The sequence below is a fragment of the Streptomyces sp. NPDC003943 genome, from assembly GCF_053605265.1.
Genome location: NZ_JBSGIW010000118.1, coordinates 1 through 19,527, shown reverse-complemented (window position 1 = coordinate 19,527; position 19,527 = coordinate 1). Strand labels below are relative to the sequence as shown.

20 protein-coding genes are annotated in these 19,527 nt (G+C 72.7%); 15 read left to right on the top strand and 5 right to left on the bottom strand.

The window, feature by feature from the left end:
- Positions 1-77 precede the first annotated feature (77 nt).
- Together ACWEV0_RS32540 and ACWEV0_RS32535 are read right to left on the bottom strand one after the other, a co-directional pair.
- Entirely contained in the window at positions 78-1,220 is a 1,143-nt protein-coding gene (locus ACWEV0_RS32540) for an NADH-quinone oxidoreductase subunit D (protein ID WP_403793724.1), read from the bottom strand.
- Between the two features lie 5 nt (positions 1,221-1,225).
- Positions 1,226-2,338: an SAM-dependent methyltransferase gene (locus tag ACWEV0_RS32535; RefSeq protein ID WP_453153321.1), complete on the bottom strand. Its 1,113-nt coding sequence runs from the start codon at positions 2,336-2,338 to the stop codon at positions 1,226-1,228.
- A 97-nt stretch (positions 2,339-2,435) separates the two neighbouring features.
- Between ACWEV0_RS32535 and ACWEV0_RS32530 the strand changes: the two genes are divergently transcribed.
- Genes ACWEV0_RS32530 through ACWEV0_RS32520 form a run of 3 tightly spaced genes read left to right on the top strand, consistent with a single transcriptional unit; the run spans position 2,436 to position 4,944 of the window.
- Complete coding sequence (locus ACWEV0_RS32530; RefSeq protein WP_453153320.1) at positions 2,436-3,638, top strand: sensor histidine kinase; 1,203 nt, start codon at positions 2,436-2,438, stop codon at positions 3,636-3,638.
- An 18-nt stretch (positions 3,639-3,656) separates the two neighbouring features.
- Entirely contained in the window at positions 3,657-4,334 is a 678-nt protein-coding gene (locus ACWEV0_RS32525) for a response regulator (RefSeq protein ID WP_453153319.1), read from the top strand.
- Between the two features lies 1 nt (position 4,335).
- Entirely contained in the window at positions 4,336-4,944 is a 609-nt protein-coding gene (locus ACWEV0_RS32520; protein WP_453153318.1) for an AAA family ATPase, read from the top strand.
- 50 nt (positions 4,945-4,994) lie between these two features.
- On the opposite strand, the gene ACWEV0_RS32515 is transcribed toward ACWEV0_RS32520, so the two are convergent.
- A complete protein-coding gene (locus tag ACWEV0_RS32515) occupies positions 4,995-6,086 on the bottom strand; it encodes a DUF5937 family protein (RefSeq protein WP_453153317.1) in 1,092 nt (363 codons plus the stop codon).
- Positions 6,087-6,186: 100 nt separating this feature from the next.
- On the opposite strand from ACWEV0_RS32515, the gene ACWEV0_RS32510 reads away from it, so the two are divergent.
- Complete coding sequence (locus ACWEV0_RS32510) at positions 6,187-6,405, top strand: hypothetical protein (protein ID WP_453153316.1); 219 nt, start codon at positions 6,187-6,189, stop codon at positions 6,403-6,405.
- On the opposite strand, the gene ACWEV0_RS32505 is transcribed toward ACWEV0_RS32510, so the two are convergent.
- A complete protein-coding gene (locus tag ACWEV0_RS32505) occupies positions 6,402-7,619 on the bottom strand; it encodes a threonine aldolase family protein (protein WP_453153315.1) in 1,218 nt (405 codons plus the stop codon). The genes ACWEV0_RS32510 and ACWEV0_RS32505 overlap by 4 nt on opposite strands.
- Positions 7,620-7,801: 182 nt before the next feature.
- Between ACWEV0_RS32505 and ACWEV0_RS32500 the strand changes: the two genes are divergently transcribed.
- From ACWEV0_RS32500 to ACWEV0_RS32455, 10 genes are all read left to right on the top strand, one after another.
- Positions 7,802-8,752, top strand: coding sequence for a Rossmann-like and DUF2520 domain-containing protein (locus tag ACWEV0_RS32500; protein ID WP_453153314.1), 951 nt, complete (start codon positions 7,802-7,804; stop codon positions 8,750-8,752).
- Positions 8,749-9,759 (top strand): pantoate--beta-alanine ligase, encoded by a 1,011-nt coding sequence (panC, locus tag ACWEV0_RS32495; protein ID WP_453153313.1) that lies wholly within the window; start codon positions 8,749-8,751, stop codon positions 9,757-9,759. The genes ACWEV0_RS32500 and panC overlap by 4 nt, the downstream gene beginning before the upstream one ends.
- A 30-nt stretch (positions 9,760-9,789) precedes the next feature.
- Entirely contained in the window at positions 9,790-11,505 is a 1,716-nt protein-coding gene (locus ACWEV0_RS32490; RefSeq protein WP_453153312.1) for an L-aspartate oxidase, read from the top strand.
- A complete protein-coding gene (nadC, locus tag ACWEV0_RS32485; RefSeq protein WP_453153311.1) occupies positions 11,502-12,518 on the top strand; it encodes a carboxylating nicotinate-nucleotide diphosphorylase in 1,017 nt (338 codons plus the stop codon). Before ACWEV0_RS32490 ends, nadC begins: the two co-directional genes overlap by 4 nt.
- Positions 12,518-13,324 (top strand): type III pantothenate kinase, encoded by an 807-nt coding sequence (locus ACWEV0_RS32480; protein ID WP_453153309.1) that lies wholly within the window; start codon positions 12,518-12,520, stop codon positions 13,322-13,324. Before nadC ends, ACWEV0_RS32480 begins: the two co-directional genes overlap by 1 nt.
- 118 nt (positions 13,325-13,442) lie before the next feature.
- Positions 13,443-14,066: a hypothetical protein gene (locus ACWEV0_RS32475; protein WP_453153322.1), complete on the top strand. Its 624-nt coding sequence runs from the start codon at positions 13,443-13,445 to the stop codon at positions 14,064-14,066.
- A gap of 14 nt (positions 14,067-14,080) precedes the next feature.
- Positions 14,081-14,260, top strand: a complete 180-nt coding sequence (locus ACWEV0_RS32470; protein ID WP_451609579.1) for a hypothetical protein — start codon at positions 14,081-14,083, stop codon at positions 14,258-14,260.
- 120 nt (positions 14,261-14,380) lie between these two features.
- Positions 14,381-14,818, top strand: a complete 438-nt coding sequence (locus ACWEV0_RS32465; protein WP_453153308.1) for a BlaI/MecI/CopY family transcriptional regulator — start codon at positions 14,381-14,383, stop codon at positions 14,816-14,818.
- Between the two features lie 9 nt (positions 14,819-14,827).
- Positions 14,828-15,349, top strand: coding sequence for an amino-acid N-acetyltransferase (locus ACWEV0_RS32460; protein WP_403793706.1), 522 nt, complete (start codon positions 14,828-14,830; stop codon positions 15,347-15,349).
- A gap of 144 nt (positions 15,350-15,493) precedes the next feature.
- Positions 15,494-15,832 carry a histone-like nucleoid-structuring protein Lsr2 gene (locus ACWEV0_RS32455; RefSeq protein WP_403793704.1) on the top strand — a complete coding sequence of 113 codons (339 nt, stop codon included), beginning with the start codon at positions 15,494-15,496 and terminating at the stop codon, positions 15,830-15,832.
- 28 nt (positions 15,833-15,860) lie between these two features.
- Here the strand turns inward: ACWEV0_RS32455 and ACWEV0_RS32450 are convergent, their stop codons facing one another.
- Positions 15,861-16,502 (bottom strand): SCO3374 family protein, encoded by a 642-nt coding sequence (locus tag ACWEV0_RS32450; protein WP_453153307.1) that lies wholly within the window; start codon positions 16,500-16,502, stop codon positions 15,861-15,863.
- A 452-nt stretch (positions 16,503-16,954) separates the two neighbouring features.
- Here ACWEV0_RS32450 and ACWEV0_RS32445 point away from each other — a divergent pair, with 452 nt between their 5' ends.
- Positions 16,955-19,474, top strand: coding sequence for an ATP-dependent Clp protease ATP-binding subunit (locus tag ACWEV0_RS32445; protein ID WP_453153306.1), 2,520 nt, complete (start codon positions 16,955-16,957; stop codon positions 19,472-19,474).
- Positions 19,475-19,527 lie beyond the last annotated feature (53 nt).

Sequence of the window (19,527 nt, the reverse complement as noted above, 5' to 3'; positions counted from 1 at the left end):
TTTAAACTTGGTTGGCCACCAACTAAGGGGGAGGGCGCCGGCGGACCACAATCCGCCGGCGCCTTCCGCGTACGTGCCTACTTGTCGATGTCACCCACGACGAAGAACATCGACCCCAGGATCGCCACCATGTCCGCGACCAGCGTCCCCGGCAGCAGTTCGACCAGCGCCTGGATGTTGTTGTACGACGCCGAGCGCAGCTTGAGCCGGTACGGGGTCTTCTCGCCCTTGGAGACGAGGTAGTAGCCGTTGATGCCGAGCGGGTTCTCGGTCCAGGCGTAGGTGTGGCCCTCCGGCGCCTTGAGGACCTTCGGCAGGCGCTGGTTGATCGGCCCCTGCGGCAGCTGGTCGAGCCGGTCCAGGCAGGCGTCGGCCAGGTCCAGGGAGTTGTGCGTCTGGTCGAGCAGGCACTCGAAGCGGGCCAGGCAGTCGCCCTCCGACCGCGTCACCACCCGCAGCACGTCCGCCAGCTCCCCGTACGCGAGGTACGGCTCGTCCCGGCGCAGGTCGAAGTCGACGCCGGAGGCGCGGGCGATCGGCCCCGACACCCCGTACGCGTGCACGGTCTCCGGGCGCAGCACCCCGACCCCGCGGGTCCGGCCGCGGAAGATCTCGTTGCCGAGCACCAGCCGGTCGTACACGTCCATCCGCGACCGCACGTCCGCGACGGCCTGCCGCGCCCGTCCCAGCCAGCCCGCCGGCAGGTCCTCCTTGAGGCCGCCGACCCGGTTGAACATGTAGTGCATGCGGCCGCCGGACACCTCCTCCATCGCGGCCTGGAGCTCCTCGCGCTCGCGGAAGGCGTGGAAGACCGGAGTGATACCGCCCAGTTCGAGCGGGTACGAGCCGAGGAACATCAGGTGGTTGAGGACCCGGTTCAGCTCGGCGAGCAGGGTCCGCGTCCACACGGCCCGCTCCGGCACCTCCATGCCCAGCATCCGCTCGACGGCCATGACCACGCCGAGCTCGTTGGAGAACGCGGACAGCCAGTCGTGCCGGTTGGCCAGCATGATGATCTGGCGGTAGTCCCGCGCCTCGAACAGCTTCTCGGCCCCGCGGTGCATGTATCCGATGACCGGCTCGGCCTCGCGCACCACCTCGCCGTCGAGCACCAGCTTCAGCCGGAGCACTCCGTGCGTGGAGGGATGCTGCGGCCCGATGTTCAGCACCATGTCGGTGCTCTCCGCCGCGCCGCCGATGCCGACCGTCGTCTCCGTCATGCCGCTCAGTATCCCCCGTGCCCCGAATCACCCGGGACCCGCTGGGCCCCCTGTGCCTCCCGCACCCCCTGCGCCTCCCGATCCCCCTGGACCTCCTGGACCCGCTGGACCTCCTGGACCCGCTGGACGAGCCAGAGGAAGTCGCCGAGCCCGCCCACCGCGGTCAGCTCCGCCGCCTCGCCCGCCGAGGCGAGGGCGCGGACGTAGCCGGCCGGGTCGGTCGAGGCGAGGGAGAGGGGCGGGCGGGTGCCGGTCACGCCGAGCCCGTGCAGCGCCTCGCGCTGGGTCAGCAGCTCGGTGTCGACGGACGGCACGGCGGCCGCGCAGGCGTCCAGGGCCACGTGGGCGGTCAGGTCGCGGCTGCCGTCCGGGGCCGGGGGGAGCTCGCGGCCGGCCCGGAAGGCGGTGAGGGTGCCGAAGAGGGGACGGGACGCGCGGAGGTGGGCGTAGTCCACGGCGATCGCCGTGCCCGCCGCGAGGGAGCCGACGGCCGCCGCCCAGGCGGCGTCCCGGGGGCGGCCGATCTCGGCGCGCTCGCCCGGTTCGCGCAGCGGCCACCAGCGGTCCAGCCACTCGGCGTCGGCGCCGGTGACGAGCGCGCCGGGCCGTTCCGTACCGTCGGCGCGGACCATCACGTACCGGACGGTCCCGTCCTCGTCGACCAGCGCGACGTCGACCGGCACGTTGTCGAGCCACTCGTTGGCGAAGAGCAGCCCGCGCACCCCGCCCGCCGGGATCCGGTCGGTCCAGGTGACCCGCGGGTCGAGACCGTCCGGCCGGGCGGCGCGCTCGATGCCGTACGCCCGGATCCGCAGGTCCGGCGGCGCGGCGGCGAGCACGCCGGTGATCAGCTCGCCGCGTCCGGCGCCGACGTCCACGAAGTCGACCTCGTCGGTGTCCAGCTCCTCGGCGGTCGAGACGAGCAGCCGGGCGACGGCGCCGGCGAAGAGCGGCGAGGCGTGCACCGACGTACGGAAGTGGCCGGCCGGGCCCTCGGGGCGCAGGAAGAAGCCGCCGGGGCCGTACAGGGCGCGCTCCATGGCCGCCCGCCACCCCTGCCACTCACCCGTCCCGTCCGTCGCCCGGGCCGCTGCCTCGTCCGTTGCCTCGTCCGTCACGTGCCCCAGTCTCCACCTTGGGGAGTAGGTGCCGCAGCGCAAGGATGGGACCCACGGTTGACCCCTGCACCTATCTCTCTTCCCTACGCTTTGCTGTGTGCAGCGCCTCTACGACTTCCTCCGCAGACACCCGACGGGCGTCGACGCCTTCTGGGCCGTCGTCCTCTTCGGGATGTCCGCGCTCTGGGTGGACACGTCCTCCCCGAGGATCGGCCAGCCCCTCGCGTACGGGGTCGTGGCCGCGCTGTTCTCGCTGGTCGTCGCGCTGCGCCGGCGCATGCCGGAGAAGATGCTGCTGCTCGCGCTCGTGCTCGGGATCGCCCAGCTGGCGCTCGGGATCATCCCGTTCATGTCCGACTTCGCCATGCTCGTGATCATCTACACGGTCGCGGCGCACGACGGCCCCCGCTGGGCCTCCCGGCTCGCGCTCGCCGGCGGGCTGAGCGCGGCCCTGCTGTCCCAGCTGCGCTGGCCGGTGGAGGCGTCGCGTTCCTCCGCCGGCACCGTCTTCTTCGTCGTGATCATGACCGTGCCGTTCGCGCTCGCCTGGGTCCTCGGCGACTCCCTGCGCACCCGCCGCGCCTATTTCGCGCAGCTGGAGGAGCGGGCCTCGCGCCTGGAGCAGGAGCGCGAGGCGCAGGCGAAGGTCGCGGTCGCCGCCGAGCGCGCCCGGATCGCCCGCGAGCTGCACGACGTCGTCGCCCACAACGTGTCCGTGATGGTGGTGCAGGCGGACGGCGCCGCCTACGTCATGGACTCCTCGCCCGAGACCGCCAAGCAGGCCCTGGAGACCATCTCCTCCACCGGCCGGCAGGCGCTCGCCGAGATGCGGCGGCTGCTCGGCATCCTGCGCACCGGAGAACACCAGGAGGCGGGGGAGTACGTGCCCCAGCCGGACGTCAAGCAGATCGAGGACCTGGTCGAGCAGGTCCGCGGCACCGGGCTCGCGATCGACTTCAGGATCGAGGGCACCCCGCGCCCGCTGCCCAGCGGCGTCGAGCTCACCGCGTACCGGATCGTGCAGGAAGCCCTCACCAACACCCGCAAGCACGGCGGCCCCGACGCCGGCGCGAGCGTCCGGCTCGTCTACTTCGACGACGGCCTCGGGCTGCTCGTCGAGGACGACGGACGGGGGGCGCCGCAGGAGATGTACGAGGACGGCGGCGCCGACGGCCGCGGCCACGGCCTGATCGGCATGCGGGAGCGGGTCGGCATGGTCGGCGGCACCCTGGACGCCGGTCCGCGCCCCGGCGGCGGCTTCCGCATCAGCGCCCTGCTCCCCCTCAAGACCGCTCACTGACGACCTTTAAGGATCTCCATGTCCATCCGCGTGATGCTCGTCGACGACCAGGCGCTGCTGCGCACCGGTTTCCGCATGGTGCTCGCCGCCCAGCCGGACATGGAGGTCGTGGCGGAGGCCGGTGACGGCGTGGAGGCGCTGCAGGTCCTGCGGTCCGCGGAGGTCGACGTGGTCCTCATGGACGTGCGCATGCCCAAGCTGGACGGGGTGGAGACGACCCGCCGGATCTGCGCCGAGCCGGACGCGCCGAAGGTGCTGATCCTGACCACCTTCGACCTCGACGAGTACGCGTTCTCCGGGCTGAAGGCGGGCGCCAGCGGCTTCATGCTGAAGGACGTGCCGCCGGGCGAGCTGCTCGGCGCGATCCGCTCGGTGCACAGCGGCGACGCGGTGGTGGCCCCGTCCACCACCCGCCGCCTGCTCGACCGCTTCTCGCCGATGCTGCCGTCGACGGGCCGGGAGGCGCGATCCGCCGACAGCGCGGTCGGCAAGCTGACCGAGCGCGAGCGCGAGGTGATGCTCCTGGTCGCGCAGGGCCTGTCGAACGGCGAGATCGCCGCCAGGCTGGTGCTGTCCGAGGCGACCGTGAAGACGCATGTGGGCCGCATCCTCACCAAGCTGGACCTGCGCGACCGGGTGCAGGTCGTGGTCCTCGCCTACGAGACCGGGCTGGTGCGGGCGGGCGGCGGGCGCTGACGTGCTGCTCTGGATCAACGGGCCGTTCGGCGGCGGCAAGACCCAGACCGCGTACGAGCTGCGGCGCCGCCTGCCGGGCAGTGTCGTCTGCGACCCGGAACACATCGGCTTCGGCCTGCACCGCACCCTGCCGCCCGGCCTGCGGGAAGACTTCCAGGACCTCGCCGCCTGGCGCCGGGGCGTGTACGAGGTCCTGGACCTGGCGCTGCGACGGCACGGCGGCCCCGTGCTCGTGCCGATGACCCTCGTCGAGCCCGCGTACTTCGCCGAGATCGTCGGCCGGCTGCGGGACGCGCACGGCGAGGCCCGGGTCCGGCACTTCGCGCTGCTCGCGGAGCGCGAGACGGTGCTGCGGCGGCTCACCGAGCGGGGCCTCGGGCGCGGGCTGAAGCGGGAGAGCTTCGCCGTGCGGAAACTGGACGGCTGCCTGGCCGCCCTGGCCGGACCGGAGTTCGCCGACCACATCCGTACGGACGAGCTGAGCGTCCCGGAGGTCGCCGACCGGATCGCCGGGCTCGCCGGCCTGCGGATCGCGCCGAACACGGACGGCCCGCTGCGCCACCGGCTGCGCCGGATCCGGATCGGCCTCTCGCACATCCGCTTCGACTAGTCGCGCGGGGTGGACGGGCCGGGCAGACGGGCCGGGTCGACGGGCCGGGATCAGCGCAGGACGGACTCCAGGAAGTCGCTGCCGAGCCGGGCGACCACGGAGAAGTCCAGCTGGTGCAGCACATAGCGGCCCCGGCGCTGGGTGGTGAGGAGTCCGGCCTTCTTCAGGACGGAGAGGTGACGGGAGACCTCGGGGGCGCTGATGGCGTACGCGTCGGCCAGCTCGCTCGTCGTGTACGGGCCGCGCGCCAGGTTGCGGCACAGGCTCATCCGCATGGGGTGGGCAAGCGCCTCCAGGCGCGCCTTCACGCTTTCGATGGGCTCCGTGCCGCCGATCTCGCGGTTCGCCGCCGGGTACTGGATGACGGGCTGCCAGCCGGGCGCGTAGATGGCGAGCAGGTGCGGCCAGCCGAACACGGTCGGGATGAGCGTGACGGCCCGGCCCTGTGCCTCGGCCCGGCCCTGCACCAGCTTGTCGATGACGATCCGGGTGCCGTGGGCGTCCTCCTCCAGGCTCATCGCCGGGGAGGCGTCGGCCAGCGCCTCGGCCAGGCCCTTGCGGCGGAGCAGCTCGCCCTTGTGGCGGGCGTCGGCGGCGAGCTGGATGCGGACCCGGCGCCACGTGTCGCCGAAGAACGCCTCCTCGCAGTCCTCCAGGAGCCGGCGGATCCAGGCGCGGGTGCCCGCCGGGTCGGCCAGCATCCGCTCGACGAACGCGGCCTGGCGCGGGCCGCGCGCCGCCGCCAGGTCGAGCGCGCGGCGCCGGGACCGCGCGTCGACCAGCGGCGAGGGCAGGCCGCGGCCGTAGTGGCTGTTGCTGCACGAGATCTCCAGGGCGGAGCCGACGAACTTCTCGTCGTCCATCCGGTCGAGGTCGTCGAGCTCCTCCGCGAGCGTCTCGCGCGGCTGCGCGGGCAGGAGGAAGTCGGACCGCGTCGACCGCCACATGAAGTCCGCCTCGTGCAGCCGGTCGGCCAGCGCCGGCTTCAGCGCGGCGGCGGTCGCCGCCGTCCACGCGTGCTGCCGGGGGTGGTGCCCCGGCTCGGCCAGCGCGTGCAGGGCGTTGCCCAGCTCGGCGAGGGGCGACGGGCAGAAGGTGATCCGCTCGTGCGGCAGTCCGGTGATGTCGATGCTCACGCTCACCGGTCCATGGTGCGGGGTCCGGCGGGGGTGCTGTCGTCCCATTTGACGAGGACCGTCAATCGACGGGCGGCCGCGGGACCGCCGGGCGCACGGTGAGCCCATGAACGCACTCCACCAGTACCTCTTCGACGCCTACCGGTCCGCTCAGCAGGGCGAGGCTGCCCCGCCCGCGCCCGGCACCCACGACCTCGCCGTGCTGCGGGCGGCCCGCGACCACCGTCGCTTCGAAGCGGTCCTGGCGGGCCGCCCGGCCCGGGGCCGCATCCGCCTCGCGCTGCGCGCGGCCCTCCACCGCCGCCCCCGGCCGACGGCCGGCTAGCCGGCCACCCGCGCCAGGAAGTCCCGCGCCGCCTCCTTCACGTCCTCCTTCGTCCACGTCAGGCCCGGCGCGCTCACCGTCACCTCCGTCATCGCGATGCCCGGCGGGCCGCCCACGGGGGCGGGGAACCAGCGGCGGAAGAGGGTGGTTCCGGTCTCCTCGGTGAGGGAGAGGGCGGCTGCCGTGAGGGCGTCCGGGGCGTACGGGAGCCAGACCTGGAACTGGTGGGTCTGGGGTATCCCGGGGTGGACCCGGAACCAGGCGACGCCCGCTTCCGTGAACGCCTCGCGCAGCGCCTCCGCGACGACGCGCGCGTGTGCCACGTACGAGGGCAGTGCGGGCAGCTCCGTGTCCAGGCCGCGCAGGGCGGAGAGGGCCGCCGGGTACTGCGAGAAGATCTGGCCGCCGTACCGGTGGCGCCACAGCTTGGCCTCCGCCACCAGCTCCTCGGGGCCGGCCAGGGCCGCGCCCGACATGCCGCCCAGCGACTTGTAGAACGACACGTACACACTGTCCGCGAGGCCCGCGATCTCCGGCAGGCTCCGGCCGAAGTGGGTCGTGCACTCCCACAGCCGGGCCCCGTCGAAGTGGACCACCGCGTCCCGCTCCCGGGCCGCCTCGACGACCTCGACGAGCTCGTCCCAGGTGGGCAGGACGAAGCCCGCCTCGCGCAGCGGCAGCTCCACCATCAGCGCCCCGAACGGCTCCGGCAGGTCGCGCACCTCGTCGGCCGTGGGCAGCCGGGGCTCGCCCGTCGGGTGGATCGTGCGCAGTCCGCTCACGGTGCCGAAGGCGTCGTTCTCGTGCCCCTCCGGGTGGGCGAGCGGGTGCAGCGCGACGACCGCGTTGCCGGTGCGGCCGGCCCAGCTGCGCAGCGCGACCTGCTGGGCCATGGTGCCGGTGGGGAAGAAGGCCGCCGCCGGGAAGCCCAGCTCCGCCGCGACCCGCTGCTCCAGCTCCTCGACGACCAGGTCGCCGTACGTGTCGACGGGCTGGTCCGCGTACGGCGTGGTGGCGGCCCAGTCGGCCAGCTCGCGCAGCCGCTCGGCCACGGTGCCGTCCGGCGAGGCGTCCTGCAGCTTGCGCGGGGCGCCGCCCCACACCCGGGCCCGGTGGACCCGGTCGGGCAGCTCCTGCTCCTGCCCCGGACCCTCCCCCTGACCGTCCTGCTGCTCGCGCACGTGCTCCTCGGCGCCCTGCTGTTCCATGTCCATGGCCCGATCATGGGGCATGGACAGCTTCCCCTCCATGGAGTTATCCCCAGCCCCGGTCTGATCGTCATACCGCCGCCCACACCCTGTGGACAGCCCGCGAGATGGCGTCGAAACGCTGGCGTAGCATGACCAGAAATCGTCCGGTACCCCCCGCGGACTGGAACGGAAGGCCGATCCGAACAGTGAACGCACCACCACCCGAGCCCGCCGAGCCCACGGCGCACCCCCGGCACGCGGACCGCGCCGAGGACCGCCCCGCCCGGCTCACCGTCGGAGTCGTCGGCGCCGGCCGCGTGGGCCCCGCGCTCGCCGCCGCCCTCCAGCTCGCCGGACACCGCCCGGTCGCCGTCTCGGCGGTCTCCGACGCCTCCCGCCGCCGCGCCGCGGTCCTGCTCCCCGACGTGCCCGTCGTCGAGCCGGCCCAGGTGCTCGCGCTGGCGGACCTGGTCCTGCTCACCGTTCCCGACGACGCCCTGCCCGGTCTCGTCGAGGGCCTCGCCGAGACCGGCGCCGTGCGGCCCGGGCAGCTCCTCGTGCACACCTCCGGGCGGTACGGGGTGCGAGTCCTCGACCCGGCCCGGCGGGCCGGCGCGCTGCCGCTCGCGCTGCACCCGGCCATGACCTTCACCGGCACCTCCGTGGACGTCCAGCGGCTCGCCGGCTGCTCCTTCGGCGTCACCGCCCCCGAGGAGCTGCGGCTGGCCGCCGAGGCCCTGGTGATCGAGATGGGCGGCGAGCCCGAGTGGATCGCCGAGGAGAACCGGCCGCTCTACCACGCGGCCCTCGCCCTCGGCGCGAACCACCTGGTCACCCTGGTGGCCCAGGCCATGGAGCTGCTGCGCGCGGCCGGGGTCGCCGCCCCGGACCGGATGCTCGGCCCGCTGCTCGGCGCGGCCCTGGACAACGCGCTGCGGTCCGGCGACGCGGCCCTCACCGGCCCGGTCGCCCGCGGCGACGCGGGCACCGTCGCCGCGCACGTCGCCGAGCTGCACAAGCACGCGCCCGGCACCGTCGCCGGCTATCTCGCGATGGCGCGCGCCACCGCCGACCGGGCGCTCGCGCACGGCCTGCTCAAGCCCGAGCTGGCCGAGGACCTGTTGGGCGTGCTCGCCGAGAAGGACGACCACCGATGACTCTCACCCCGGTCCGTACGGCCGCCGAGCTCCGCGCCCTGAAGGGGGGCGAGGGCCGCCGCGCCGTGGTCATGACCATGGGCGCCCTCCACGACGGCCACGCCACCCTGGTCCGGGCCGCCCGCGAGCGGGTCGGCGCCGACGGGACCGTCGTCGTCACCGTCTTCGTCAACCCGCTGCAGTTCGGCGCGGGCGAGGACCTCGACCGCTATCCGCGCACCCTGGAGGCCGACCTGGCGGTCGCCGAGGAGGCCGGCGCCGACGCCGTCTTCGCCCCGGCCGTCGACGAGGTCTACCCGGGCGGAGAGCCGCAGGTGCGGATCACCGCGGGCCCCATGGGCGAGCGCCTGGAGGGCGCCTCCCGGCCCGGCCACTTCGACGGAATGCTCACCGTCGTCGCCAAGCTCCTCCACCTCACCGCGCCCGACCTGGCCTTCTTCGGCCAGAAGGACGCCCAGCAGCTGGCCCTGATCCGCCGGATGGTCCGCGACCTGAACTTCCCGGTCGAGATCGTCGGCGTGCCGACGGTCCGTGAGGCCGACGGCCTCGCCCTGTCCAGCCGCAACCGCTACCTGTCCGCAGCGGAGCGCCGTACGGCCCTCGCGCTGTCCCGCGCCCTGTTCGCGGCCCGCGACCGGCTCGCCGCCCAGGAGGCGCTGCGCGCCCGCGCCGAGTCCCTGCCCGGCGCCCAGGGGCGGGGCGAGACCCGCGCCGAGGCGCTGTCCCGGCTCGGCGAGGCCCGGGCCGCCGCCGACGCCCACGCGGTCGCCCAGGCGGCCGAGGCCGGGGGCGCCGACGCCGTACGGGCCGCGGCCCTCGCCGTGCTCGACGACGCGGGGAAGGCCCAGCCGCCGCTCACCCTGGACTACCTGGCCCTGGTCGACCCGGCCGACTTCACGGACGTCGCCGACGGACACGACGGCGAGGCGATCCTCGCCGTCGCCGCGCGGGTGGGGACCACGCGGCTCATCGACAACATCCCCCTGACCTTCGGAGCCACGAAGTGATCGGAGCAGCGAAGTGATCGGAGTTGCCAAGTGACCGGAATACGGCTGCACGCGCCCGCCCCCGGCTGGTCGATCGACGCCGACGTCGTCGTGGTCGGCTCCGGCATCGCAGGTCTGACCGCTGCCCTGCGGTGCACGGCCGCCGGGCTGCGCACCGTGGTCGTCACCAAGGCGCTGCTGGACGCCGGTTCCACCCGCTGGGCGCAGGGCGGCGTCGCCGCCGCGCTCGGTGAGGGCGACACCCCGGAGCAGCACCTCGACGACACCCTCGTGGCCGGCGCCGGGCTCTGCGACACGCAGGCCGTGCGCGCCCTGGTCACCGAGGGCCCCGACGCCGTGCGCCGGCTCATCGAGACGGGCGCCGCCTTCGACCTGACCGCCGACGGCGCGATCGCGCTGACCCGCGAGGGCGGCCACCACCGCCGCCGGATCGCGCACGCCGGCGGCGACGCGACCGGCGCCGAGATCTCCCGCGCGCTGGTCGAGGCGATACGGGCGCGGGGCGTGCGCACCATCGAGCACGCCCTCGTGCTCGACCTGCTCAAGGACGACGCCGGCCGCACGGCCGGCGTCACCCTGCACGTGATGGGCGAGGGCCAGCACGACGGCGTCGGCGCCGTCCACGCCCCCGCCGTGGTCCTCGCCACCGGCGGCATGGGCCAGGTGTTCTCCGCGACCACCAACCCGTCCGTCTCCACCGGCGACGGCGTCGCCCTCGCGCTGCGCGCCGGGGCCGAGATCTCCGACCTGGAGTTCGTCCAGTTCCACCCGACGGTGCTGTTCCTCGGCGCCGGCTCCGAGGGCCAGCAGCCGCTGGTCTCCGAGGCGGTACGGGGCGAGGGCGCCCATCTCGTCGACGCCGACGGGGTCCGCTTCATGCTCGGGCAGCACGAGCTTGCCGAGCTGGCGCCCCGTGACATCGTCGCCAAGGCGATCACGCGCCGGATGCAGGAGCAGGACGCCGAGCACATGTACCTCGACGCCCGGCACTTCGGCGCCGAGATGTGGGAGCAGCGCTTCCCGACCATCCTGGCCGCCTGCCGGGCGCACGGCATCGACCCGGTCACCGAGCCGATCCCGGTCGCCCCGGCCGCCCACTACGCCTCCGGCGGCGTCCGCACCGACCTGCACGGCCGCACCACCGTGCCCGGCCTGTACGCGTGCGGTGAGGTCGCCTGCACCGGCGTGCACGGCGCCAACCGCCTCGCCTCGAACTCGCTCCTGGAGGGCCTGGTCTTCGCCGAGCGGATCGTCGCCGACATCGCCGCGCACGGCCCGCACCGCGAGGGCACCCCGGTCGTCGACGACACGACCACCGTGCTGACCCTGCTCACCCCCGAGGCCCGCCGAGAGATCCAGCGGACCATGACCCGGGGCGCGGGCGTGCTGCGCTCCGCCGCGAGCCTGGCCGAGGCGGCCGACGCCCTCGAAGGGCTGCGGCAGGGCGCGGAGGACGGGCGCAAGGCCGCCGAGCCGGGCGTCGACTCCTGGGAGACCACCAACCTGCTGTGCGTCGCCCGGGTCCTGGTGGCCGCCGCGCGCGAGCGCGCCGAGACCCGCGGCTGCCACTGGCGCGAGGACCACGCCGACCGGGACGACGCGGCGTGGCGGCGGCATCTCGTCGTACGCCTGACGCCCGACCGGAGCCTGGCGGTCACCCGTACCGCCACCGCAGACTTCCCGCCCGTCACCCCCGAGGCGGGCACCCCCGTAACCCCCGACGCACCCAGGGAGCAGCAGTCGTGAGCACGCCCGAGGAAGCCCGTCCGACGCCCGTGGACGTCCCCCTGATCCAGATCAACGCCCCGGCCGAGCCGGCCGGCGGCTGCGGCGACGGCTGCGGCTGCGGCGAGGCCGACGAGTTCGAGTGCGGGCTCGACCCGGCGCTCGCCGAGCTGCTCGCCGACGCCGGCCTCGACCCGGTCCAGGTCGAGGACATCGCCCACCTGGCCATCGCCGAGGACCTCGACGGCGGCGTGGACGTGACGACCGTGGCGACCGTCCCCGAGGACGCCGTCGCGACCGCCGACTTCACCGCCCGCGAGGCCGGCACGGTGGCCGGCCTGCGGGTCGCCGAGGCGGTGCTCTCCATCGTCTGCACCGACGAGTTCGAGGTCGAGCGGCACGTCGAGGACGGCGCCCGGGTCGAGGCCGGCCAGAAGCTGCTCAGCGTCACCGCCCGCACCCGGGACCTGCTCACCGGCGAGCGCAGTGCCCTGAACCTCCTGTGCCGCCTCTCCGGCATCGCCACCGCCACCCGCAGGTGGGCCGACGCCCTGGAGGGCACCGGCGCGAAGGTCCGCGACACCCGCAAGACCACCCCGGGTCTGCGCGCCCTGGAGAAGTACGCGGTGCGCTGCGGCGGCGGCGTCAACCACCGCATGTCGCTGTCGGACGCGGCCCTGGTCAAGGACAACCACGTGGTGGCGGCCGGCGGCGTGGCGCAGGCGTTCAAGGCCGTGCGGGAGCAGTTCCCGGACCTGGCGATCGAGGTCGAGGTCGACACGATGCACCAGGTCCGGGAGGTCCTCGACGCGGGCGCCGACCTGATCCTGCTCGACAACTTCACGCCGGTGGAGACCGAGGAGGCGGTCGCCCTGGTCGCCGGCCGGGCGGCTCTGGAGTCCTCCGGCCGGCTCACCCTGGAGAACGCGGCGGCCTACGCGGCCACCGGCGTCGACTACCTCGCGGTGGGCGGCCTCACCCACTCCTCCCCGATCCTCGACATCGGCCTGGACCTGCGCGAGGTCGACGCCTGATGCTGCTCACCATCGACGTCGGCAACACGCAGACGGTGCTCGGGCTCTTCGACGGCGACGAGATCGTCGAGCACTGGCGGATCTCGACCGACCCGAGCCGCACCGCCGACGAGTGGGCGGTCCTGTTGCAGGGCCTCATGGGCATGCATCCCCTGCTCGGCGCCGAGCTGAGCGACGGCGTCGGGGGGATCGCGATCTGCGCGACGGTCCCCTCGGTGCTGCACGAACTGCGCGAGGTGACCCGCCGCTACTACGGCGACGTCCAGGCCGTCCTCGTCGAGCCGGGCGTCAAGACGGGCGTCCCGGTCCTCACGGACAACCCCAAGGAGGTCGGCGCCGACCGCATCATCAACTCGGTCGCGGCCGTCGAGCTGTACGGCGGCCCGGCGATCGTCGTCGACTTCGGCACGGCGACGACGTACGACGCGGTCACCCGGCGCGGCGAGTACGCGGGCGGCGCGATCGCCCCGGGCATCGAGATCTCCGTCGAGGCGCTGGGCGTGAAGGGCGCCATGCTCCGCAAGATCGAGCTGGCCCGCCCGCGCAGCGTCATCGGCAAGAACACGGTCGAGGCCATGCAGTCCGGCATCGTCTTCGGGTACGCGGGCCAGGTGGACGGCGTCGTCGCGCGGATGAAGCGCGAGCTGGTCGGCCCGGACGGGGACCCGTCGGACGTGACCGTGATCGCGACGGGCGGTCTGGCGCCGATGGTGCTCGCCGACTCGAAGGAGATCGACGCGCACGAGCCGTGGCTGACCCTGATCGGCCTGCGGATGGTGTACGAGCGGAACGTGGCGCGGCAGTAGGGCCCGGGGCTCCCACGGGGCGGGCACCGACCCGCCCGGGAAGATCGAAAAGCGGCAGATTTGTCCGATTAGCGCGTATCGTCGGGCCATGCCCACGCCCTACGGACCCCGCGGCGGCATGGCGTTCAGCGCGGACGAGCTGCGCGTGCTCCGCCGCGCCCTCGCCACCGCACTCAACCCTGCCCCCCTGCCGGACGACGACGTCCAGGACTGCCTGCGCCTGGCCGATTCCGTGGACGAGGCGGTGCGCGAGGCCGGCCGGCTGCGCGCCTTCCTCCTCGCCGACCTGGTCCGCTACCGCCAGGCCCTGCCCGGCTCGCTGGCCGGCTATCTGGAGCTGCTCCAGGACGCCCTGGCCACCGGGTACGACCCTCAGGCGGAGGACCTGGCCGCGCTGCGGGCGCTGCGCGGCAACCCGGCCGCGGCGGCGCTGCTCGCCCGCTGCCAGGTCCTGGCGGAACGATCCGTCAAGGCCCGCCTCGCCCGCGTCGCCCAGGCCCAGGCGCGCACCCCGCTGGTCCCCGCGCCCGCCCCGCGCGTCCGGCTGCTCGCGCTGCCCGGCGGACGCGCGGCCGCCGACGACAAGGGCCAGGGACCCAGGCCGCCCGCGCCCGCCAAGCCGGCCACCCCCGGCTCCAAGCCGCCCGTGCCCGGCGGACGCCCGGCGCCCAAGCCGTCCGAGGTGTTCCCGCCGCGCCGCCCCGTACCGCCGCCCCCGCCCGAGGAACGCGCGGCCGGATAGCTACTCTGGACGCCATGGACTACGTATCCGCGCTCCTGCCCCCCATCGTGATGGCCGCGTTCTTCATCGGCCTCGTCGTCACGATCGTCAAGAGCCAGGGCGGGCCGAACAAGGCCAAGGAGGACGCGGCCGTGGACGCCGCCCTCGCCCGCGCCGAGGCCGCGCAGCAGCAGGGCGGCGCCGCCGCCTCGTAACGGGTCCGCATGCCCCGAGGACGTACGGCCACCGCCAGGCCGTGCGTCCTTTTTGCATCTTCCAGGGCGTTTTCTCCACCAAAAGACCTGTATGCGGTGATCTCGCACTAAGGTGGCATTGTGCCCCGTCCATTGGGAGAGCTGGAAGACGCCGTCATGACCCGCGTCTGGCAATGGAACCGGCCGGTGACCGTCCGGGAAGTCCTGGAGGATCTCCAGCAGGAACGGTCCATCGCCTACACCACCGTCATGACCGTATTGGACAATCTCCATCAGAAGGGCTGGGTGCGCAGGGAAGTCGAAGGCCGCGCCTATCGATATACGGCGGTCTCCACGCGGGCCGCCTACTCGGCCGCCCTGATGAACGAGGCATGGGCGCAGAGCGACAACCCGGCCGCGGCCCTCGTCGCGTTCTTCGGGATGATGTCGCCCGAACAGCGCGAGGCGCTGAACGACGCGATCCGTATCGCCCAGCGGGACACCCCCGACCCGGCCGCGGCCCCCGCACCAGCCGAAACCGCCGAGGGGGGCGGGGGAACCGCGGAGCCCGGGCGATAACGTCCCCCCATGTCATCCGCTTCCACCAATGCAGTGACGGTGCGCCGGGCCCGCACCTCCGACGTCCCCGCCCTGCGCCGGCTCGTCGACCCCTACATCCGGCGCGGCATCCTCCTCGACAAGGCCAATGTGACCCTTTACGAGGACATCCAGGAGTTCTGGGTCGCCGAACGCGACGAGGACGCCACGGTCGTCGGCTGCGGCGCCCTGCACGTGATGTGGGAAGACCTCGCCGAAGTGCGCACGCTCGCGGTCGATCCCGACTTCAAGGGCGCCGGAGTGGGGCATCAGGTGCTCGACAAGTTGCTGCACACCGCACGGTGGCTCGGTGTACGCCGGGTTTTCTGCCTCACCTTCGAAGTCGACTTCTTCGCGAAGCACGGCTTCACCGAGATCGGGGAGACTCCGATCGACGGAGATGTCTACAGCGAGCTCCTGCGTTCCTATGACGAGGGAGTCGCGGAGTTCCTCGGACTCGAACGAGTGAAGCCGAACACCTTGGGCAACAGCCGGATGCTTCTGCACCTGTGAGCCGCGCGCGGATCGGAGCTCCTATGTCCGAATCGCGCACGTTTCCCGCGTTCCCAGGGTTCTGAACCTCTCCCAGGGGTTTGTGTTTTTCCGGGAAAAGCGGTTTCCTTTCCGCGTACTGCATTTTCGATGAAGGGAAATCCGGTGGCACAGAAGGTTCAGGTCCTTCTTGTCGACGACCTCGACGGCGGCGAGGCGGACGAGACCGTGACGTTCGCTCTGGACGGCAAGTCCTACGAGATCGACCTCACCACCGCCAACGCGGACAAGCTCCGCAGCCTGCTCGAGCCGTACGCCAAGAGTGGCCGTCGCACCGGCGGTCGCAGCGCCGGCACCCGTGGCAAGGGCCGCGTCGTGGCCTCCGCCGGCAGCCCGGACACCGCGAAGATCCGCGCGTGGGCCAAGGAGAACGGCTACAACGTGAACGACCGCGGCCGCGTGCCCGCCGACATCAAGGCGGCCTACGAGGACGCCAACCGCTGAGCCGTCGGCTGAGCCGTCGGCCGGGTCGTCAGCGCGCGGCTCGCTGCTGAGCGGCCGTCCCCGCCCCCGGCTCCGGCCGGTGGGCCCGGACAGCACTCAGCAGTCGCACCCGGTGGCATTCCGCTGCGGCGGCGGCCACGAGCCGCACCAGGCAGGGGACGCCGTCCGCGACATCCCGGTTCGAGGGCCACAGGGCCGGCAGCGAGGACTCGACCTCGCGCCCCGGCTCAGGGGCCCTCAGCCACACCGCGGCGGCGCCGGACCGGCCCGTGCCGGAGCCGGTACGACCGGTGGCCGGCCATCCCGGCGGGACGGGGGCGGTCATCCGGCCGTCGGCGCCGAGCATCGCCAGATCCAGTGAGATCCCGCCCCAGTCCAGCCAGTCGAGCAGCCCCGGCAGCTCCTCCGCGCTCCCCGCGGCCACGAGCAGCCGCATCCGGCGCCCCATGAGCGCCACGGGACCGGTGGCCACGCCCGCCCGGCGCAGCACGCCACGACCGGCCTCGGCGGGCAGCTCCAGGGCGTCGAACCGCAGCCCCGTCACAAGCTGCAGCGGAGGCCCCGCCACCGTCGCCCAGCCGAGCTCCCGCTCGTACCAATCCGCCGCGGTCGCCACCGGCGCCGTGCCGCCGTCGAGCGGCGCACGAGGCGAGGGCACGGTGAAGGGCATACCGGGGGAACGCCGCCGGGCCGTCTTTGGTCACGCTCGGTCCTTGATCGGGAGCGCCGCGTGTCCATGATGGGGGCGTAAGGACGCATTCGAGCGCGCAAGGTTGTTCGCCCGTAGCGGAGGGAACCGGGGTGCGCCGCATGGAGTGTCACTGCTTACGGGTAAGACATTCCATGTGAGGAGGGGCGTCTCGCGGGCAAGAAGCGTCTCACGTTCGCCATCGGCGTACTGAAGGCGCGGGTAACAGCTTGGCCTGCGGGAACATCGTCTCGCACCATCGAGTTGGAGCATTTGTCGGCTGTTCGGCAGGCGGTCTCCCCAAGAACTGAGGGGGTGATCCGGACGGATGTCGGCAGTTGGAATGAGCGGTCCCCGCTTGCGGGACTAAGCTGCGGAAGGACAGGGAGGGGATCGACCCCTAACTGACTGACCGCTCTGAGGAGCGATTAACGATGTTCGAGAGGTTCACCGACCGCGCGCGGCGGGTTGTCGTCCTGGCTCAGGAAGAAGCCCGGATGCTCAACCACAACTACATCGGCACCGAGCACATCCTCCTGGGCCTTATCCACGAGGGTGAGGGTGTCGCCGCTAAGGCCCTGGAGAGCCTCGGGATTTCGCTCGAGGCGGTCCGCCAGCAGGTGGAGGAGATCATCGGCCAGGGCCAGCAGGCCCCGTCCGGGCACATCCCCTTCACTCCTCGTGCCAAGAAGGTCCTGGAGCTGTCGCTCCGCGAGGCCCTCCAGCTCGGCCACAACTACATCGGCACCGAGCACATCCTGCTCGGCCTGATCCGCGAGGGCGAGGGCGTCGCCGCCCAGGTGCTCGTGAAGCTGGGCGCCGATCTCAACCGGGTCCGGCAGCAGGTCATCCAGCTGCTCTCCGGCTACCAGGGCAAGGAAGCCGCCACCGCCGGCGGCCCTGCCGAGGGCACGCCCTCGACGTCCCTGGTCCTCGACCAGTTCGGCCGCAACCTCACCCAGGCGGCCCGCGAGTCCAAGCTCGACCCGGTCATCGGGCGCGAGAAGGAGATCGAGCGGGTCATGCAGGTGCTGTCCCGCCGGACCAAGAACAACCCGGTCCTCATCGGCGAGCCCGGCGTCGGCAAGACGGCGGTCGTCGAGGGCCTGGCCCAGGCCATCGTCAAGGGCGAGGTGCCCGAGACCCTCAAGGACAAGCACCTCTACACCCTGGACCTCGGCGCGCTGGTCGCCGGCTCCCGCTACCGCGGTGACTTCGAGGAGCGCCTGAAGAAGGTCCTCAAGGAGATCCGCACCCGCGGCGACATCATCCTGTTCATCGACGAGCTCCACACCCTCGTGGGTGCGGGCGCCGCCGAGGGCGCGATCGACGCCGCCAGCATCCTCAAGCCGATGCTGGCCCGCGGTGAGCTCCAGACCATCGGTGCCACCACCCTCGACGAGTACCGCAAGTACCTGGAGAAGGACGCCGCCCTCGAGCGCCGCTTCCAGCCCATCCAGGTCGCCGAGCCGTCGCTGCCGCACACGATCGAGATCCTCAAGGGTCTGCGCGACCGCTACGAGGCCCACCACCGGGTCTCCATCACGGACGAGGCCCTCGTCCAGGCCGCGACCCTGGCCGACCGCTACATCTCCGACCGCTTCCTGCCGGACAAGGCGATCGACCTGATCGACGAGGCCGGCTCCCGGATGCGCATCCGCCGGATGACCGCGCCGCCGGACCTCCGCGAGTTCGACGAGAAGATCGCCGCCGTCCGCCGGGACAAGGAGTCCGCGATCGACTCGCAGGACTTCGAGAAGGCCGCGTCCCTGCGCGACAAGGAGAAGCAGCTCCTCGCCGCGAAGGCCAAGCGGGAGAAGGAGTGGAAGGCCGGCGACATGGACGTCGTCGCCGAGGTCGACGGCGAGCTGATCGCCGAGGTCCTCGCGACCGCCACCGGCATCCCGGTCTTCAAGCTGACCGAGGAGGAGTCCTCGCGTCTGCTCCGCATGGAGGAAGAGCTCCACAAGCGCGTCATCGGTCAGAACGACGCGGTCATCGGCCTCTCGCGCGCCATCCGGCGGACGCGAGCCGGTCTGAAGGACCCGAAGCGCCCCGGTGGCTCGTTCATCTTCGCCGGCCCGTCCGGTGTCGGTAAGACCGAGCTGTCCAAGGCGCTCGCCGAATTCCTCTTCGGCGACGAGGACGCGATGATCTCCCTCGACATGTCGGAGTTCAGCGAGAAGCACACGGTTTCCCGTCTCTTCGGTTCCCCGCCCGGGTACGTGGGCTACGAAGAGGGCGGCCAGCTCACCGAGAAGGTGCGCCGCAAGCCGTTCTCCGTGGTCCTCTTCGACGAGGTCGAGAAGGCCCACCCCGATATCTTCAATTCCCTTCTCCAGATCCTGGAGGACGGTCGCCTGACCGACTCCCAGGGCCGGGTCGTGGACTTCAAGAACACGGTCATCATCATGACGACCAACCTCGGGACCCGGGACATCTCGAAGGGCTTCAACCTCGGCTTCGCGGCCCAGGGCGACACGAAGTCGAACTACGAGCGGATGAAGGCGAAGGTCAGCGACGAGCTGAAGCAGCACTTCCGCCCGGAGTTCCTCAACCGTGTCGACGACATCATCGTCTTCCCGCAGCTGACGCAGGAGGACATCCTCAAGATCGTCGACCTGATGATCAGCCGCGTCGACGAGCGCCTGAAGGACCGGGACATGGGCATCGAGCTCTCCCAGTCCGCGAAGGAGCTCCTCGCCAAGAAGGGTTACGACCCGGTCATGGGCGCCCGGCCGCTGCGCCGGACGATCCAGCGCGAGGTCGAGGACACCCTCTCGGAGAAGATCCTCTTCGGCGAGCTGCGCCCCGGCCACATCGTGGTCGTGGACACGGAGGGCGAGGGCGAGGAGCGCAAGTTCACCTTCCGCGGCGAGGAGAAGTCGGCCCTGCCGGACGTCCCTCCGGTGGAGGCGGCGGGCGGCGGCCCGAACCTCTCCAAGGAAGCGTGACGTGACGCTGCGCTGAGCCTGAACGGCTGAAGGGGCGGCCCCGGAACCTGGTG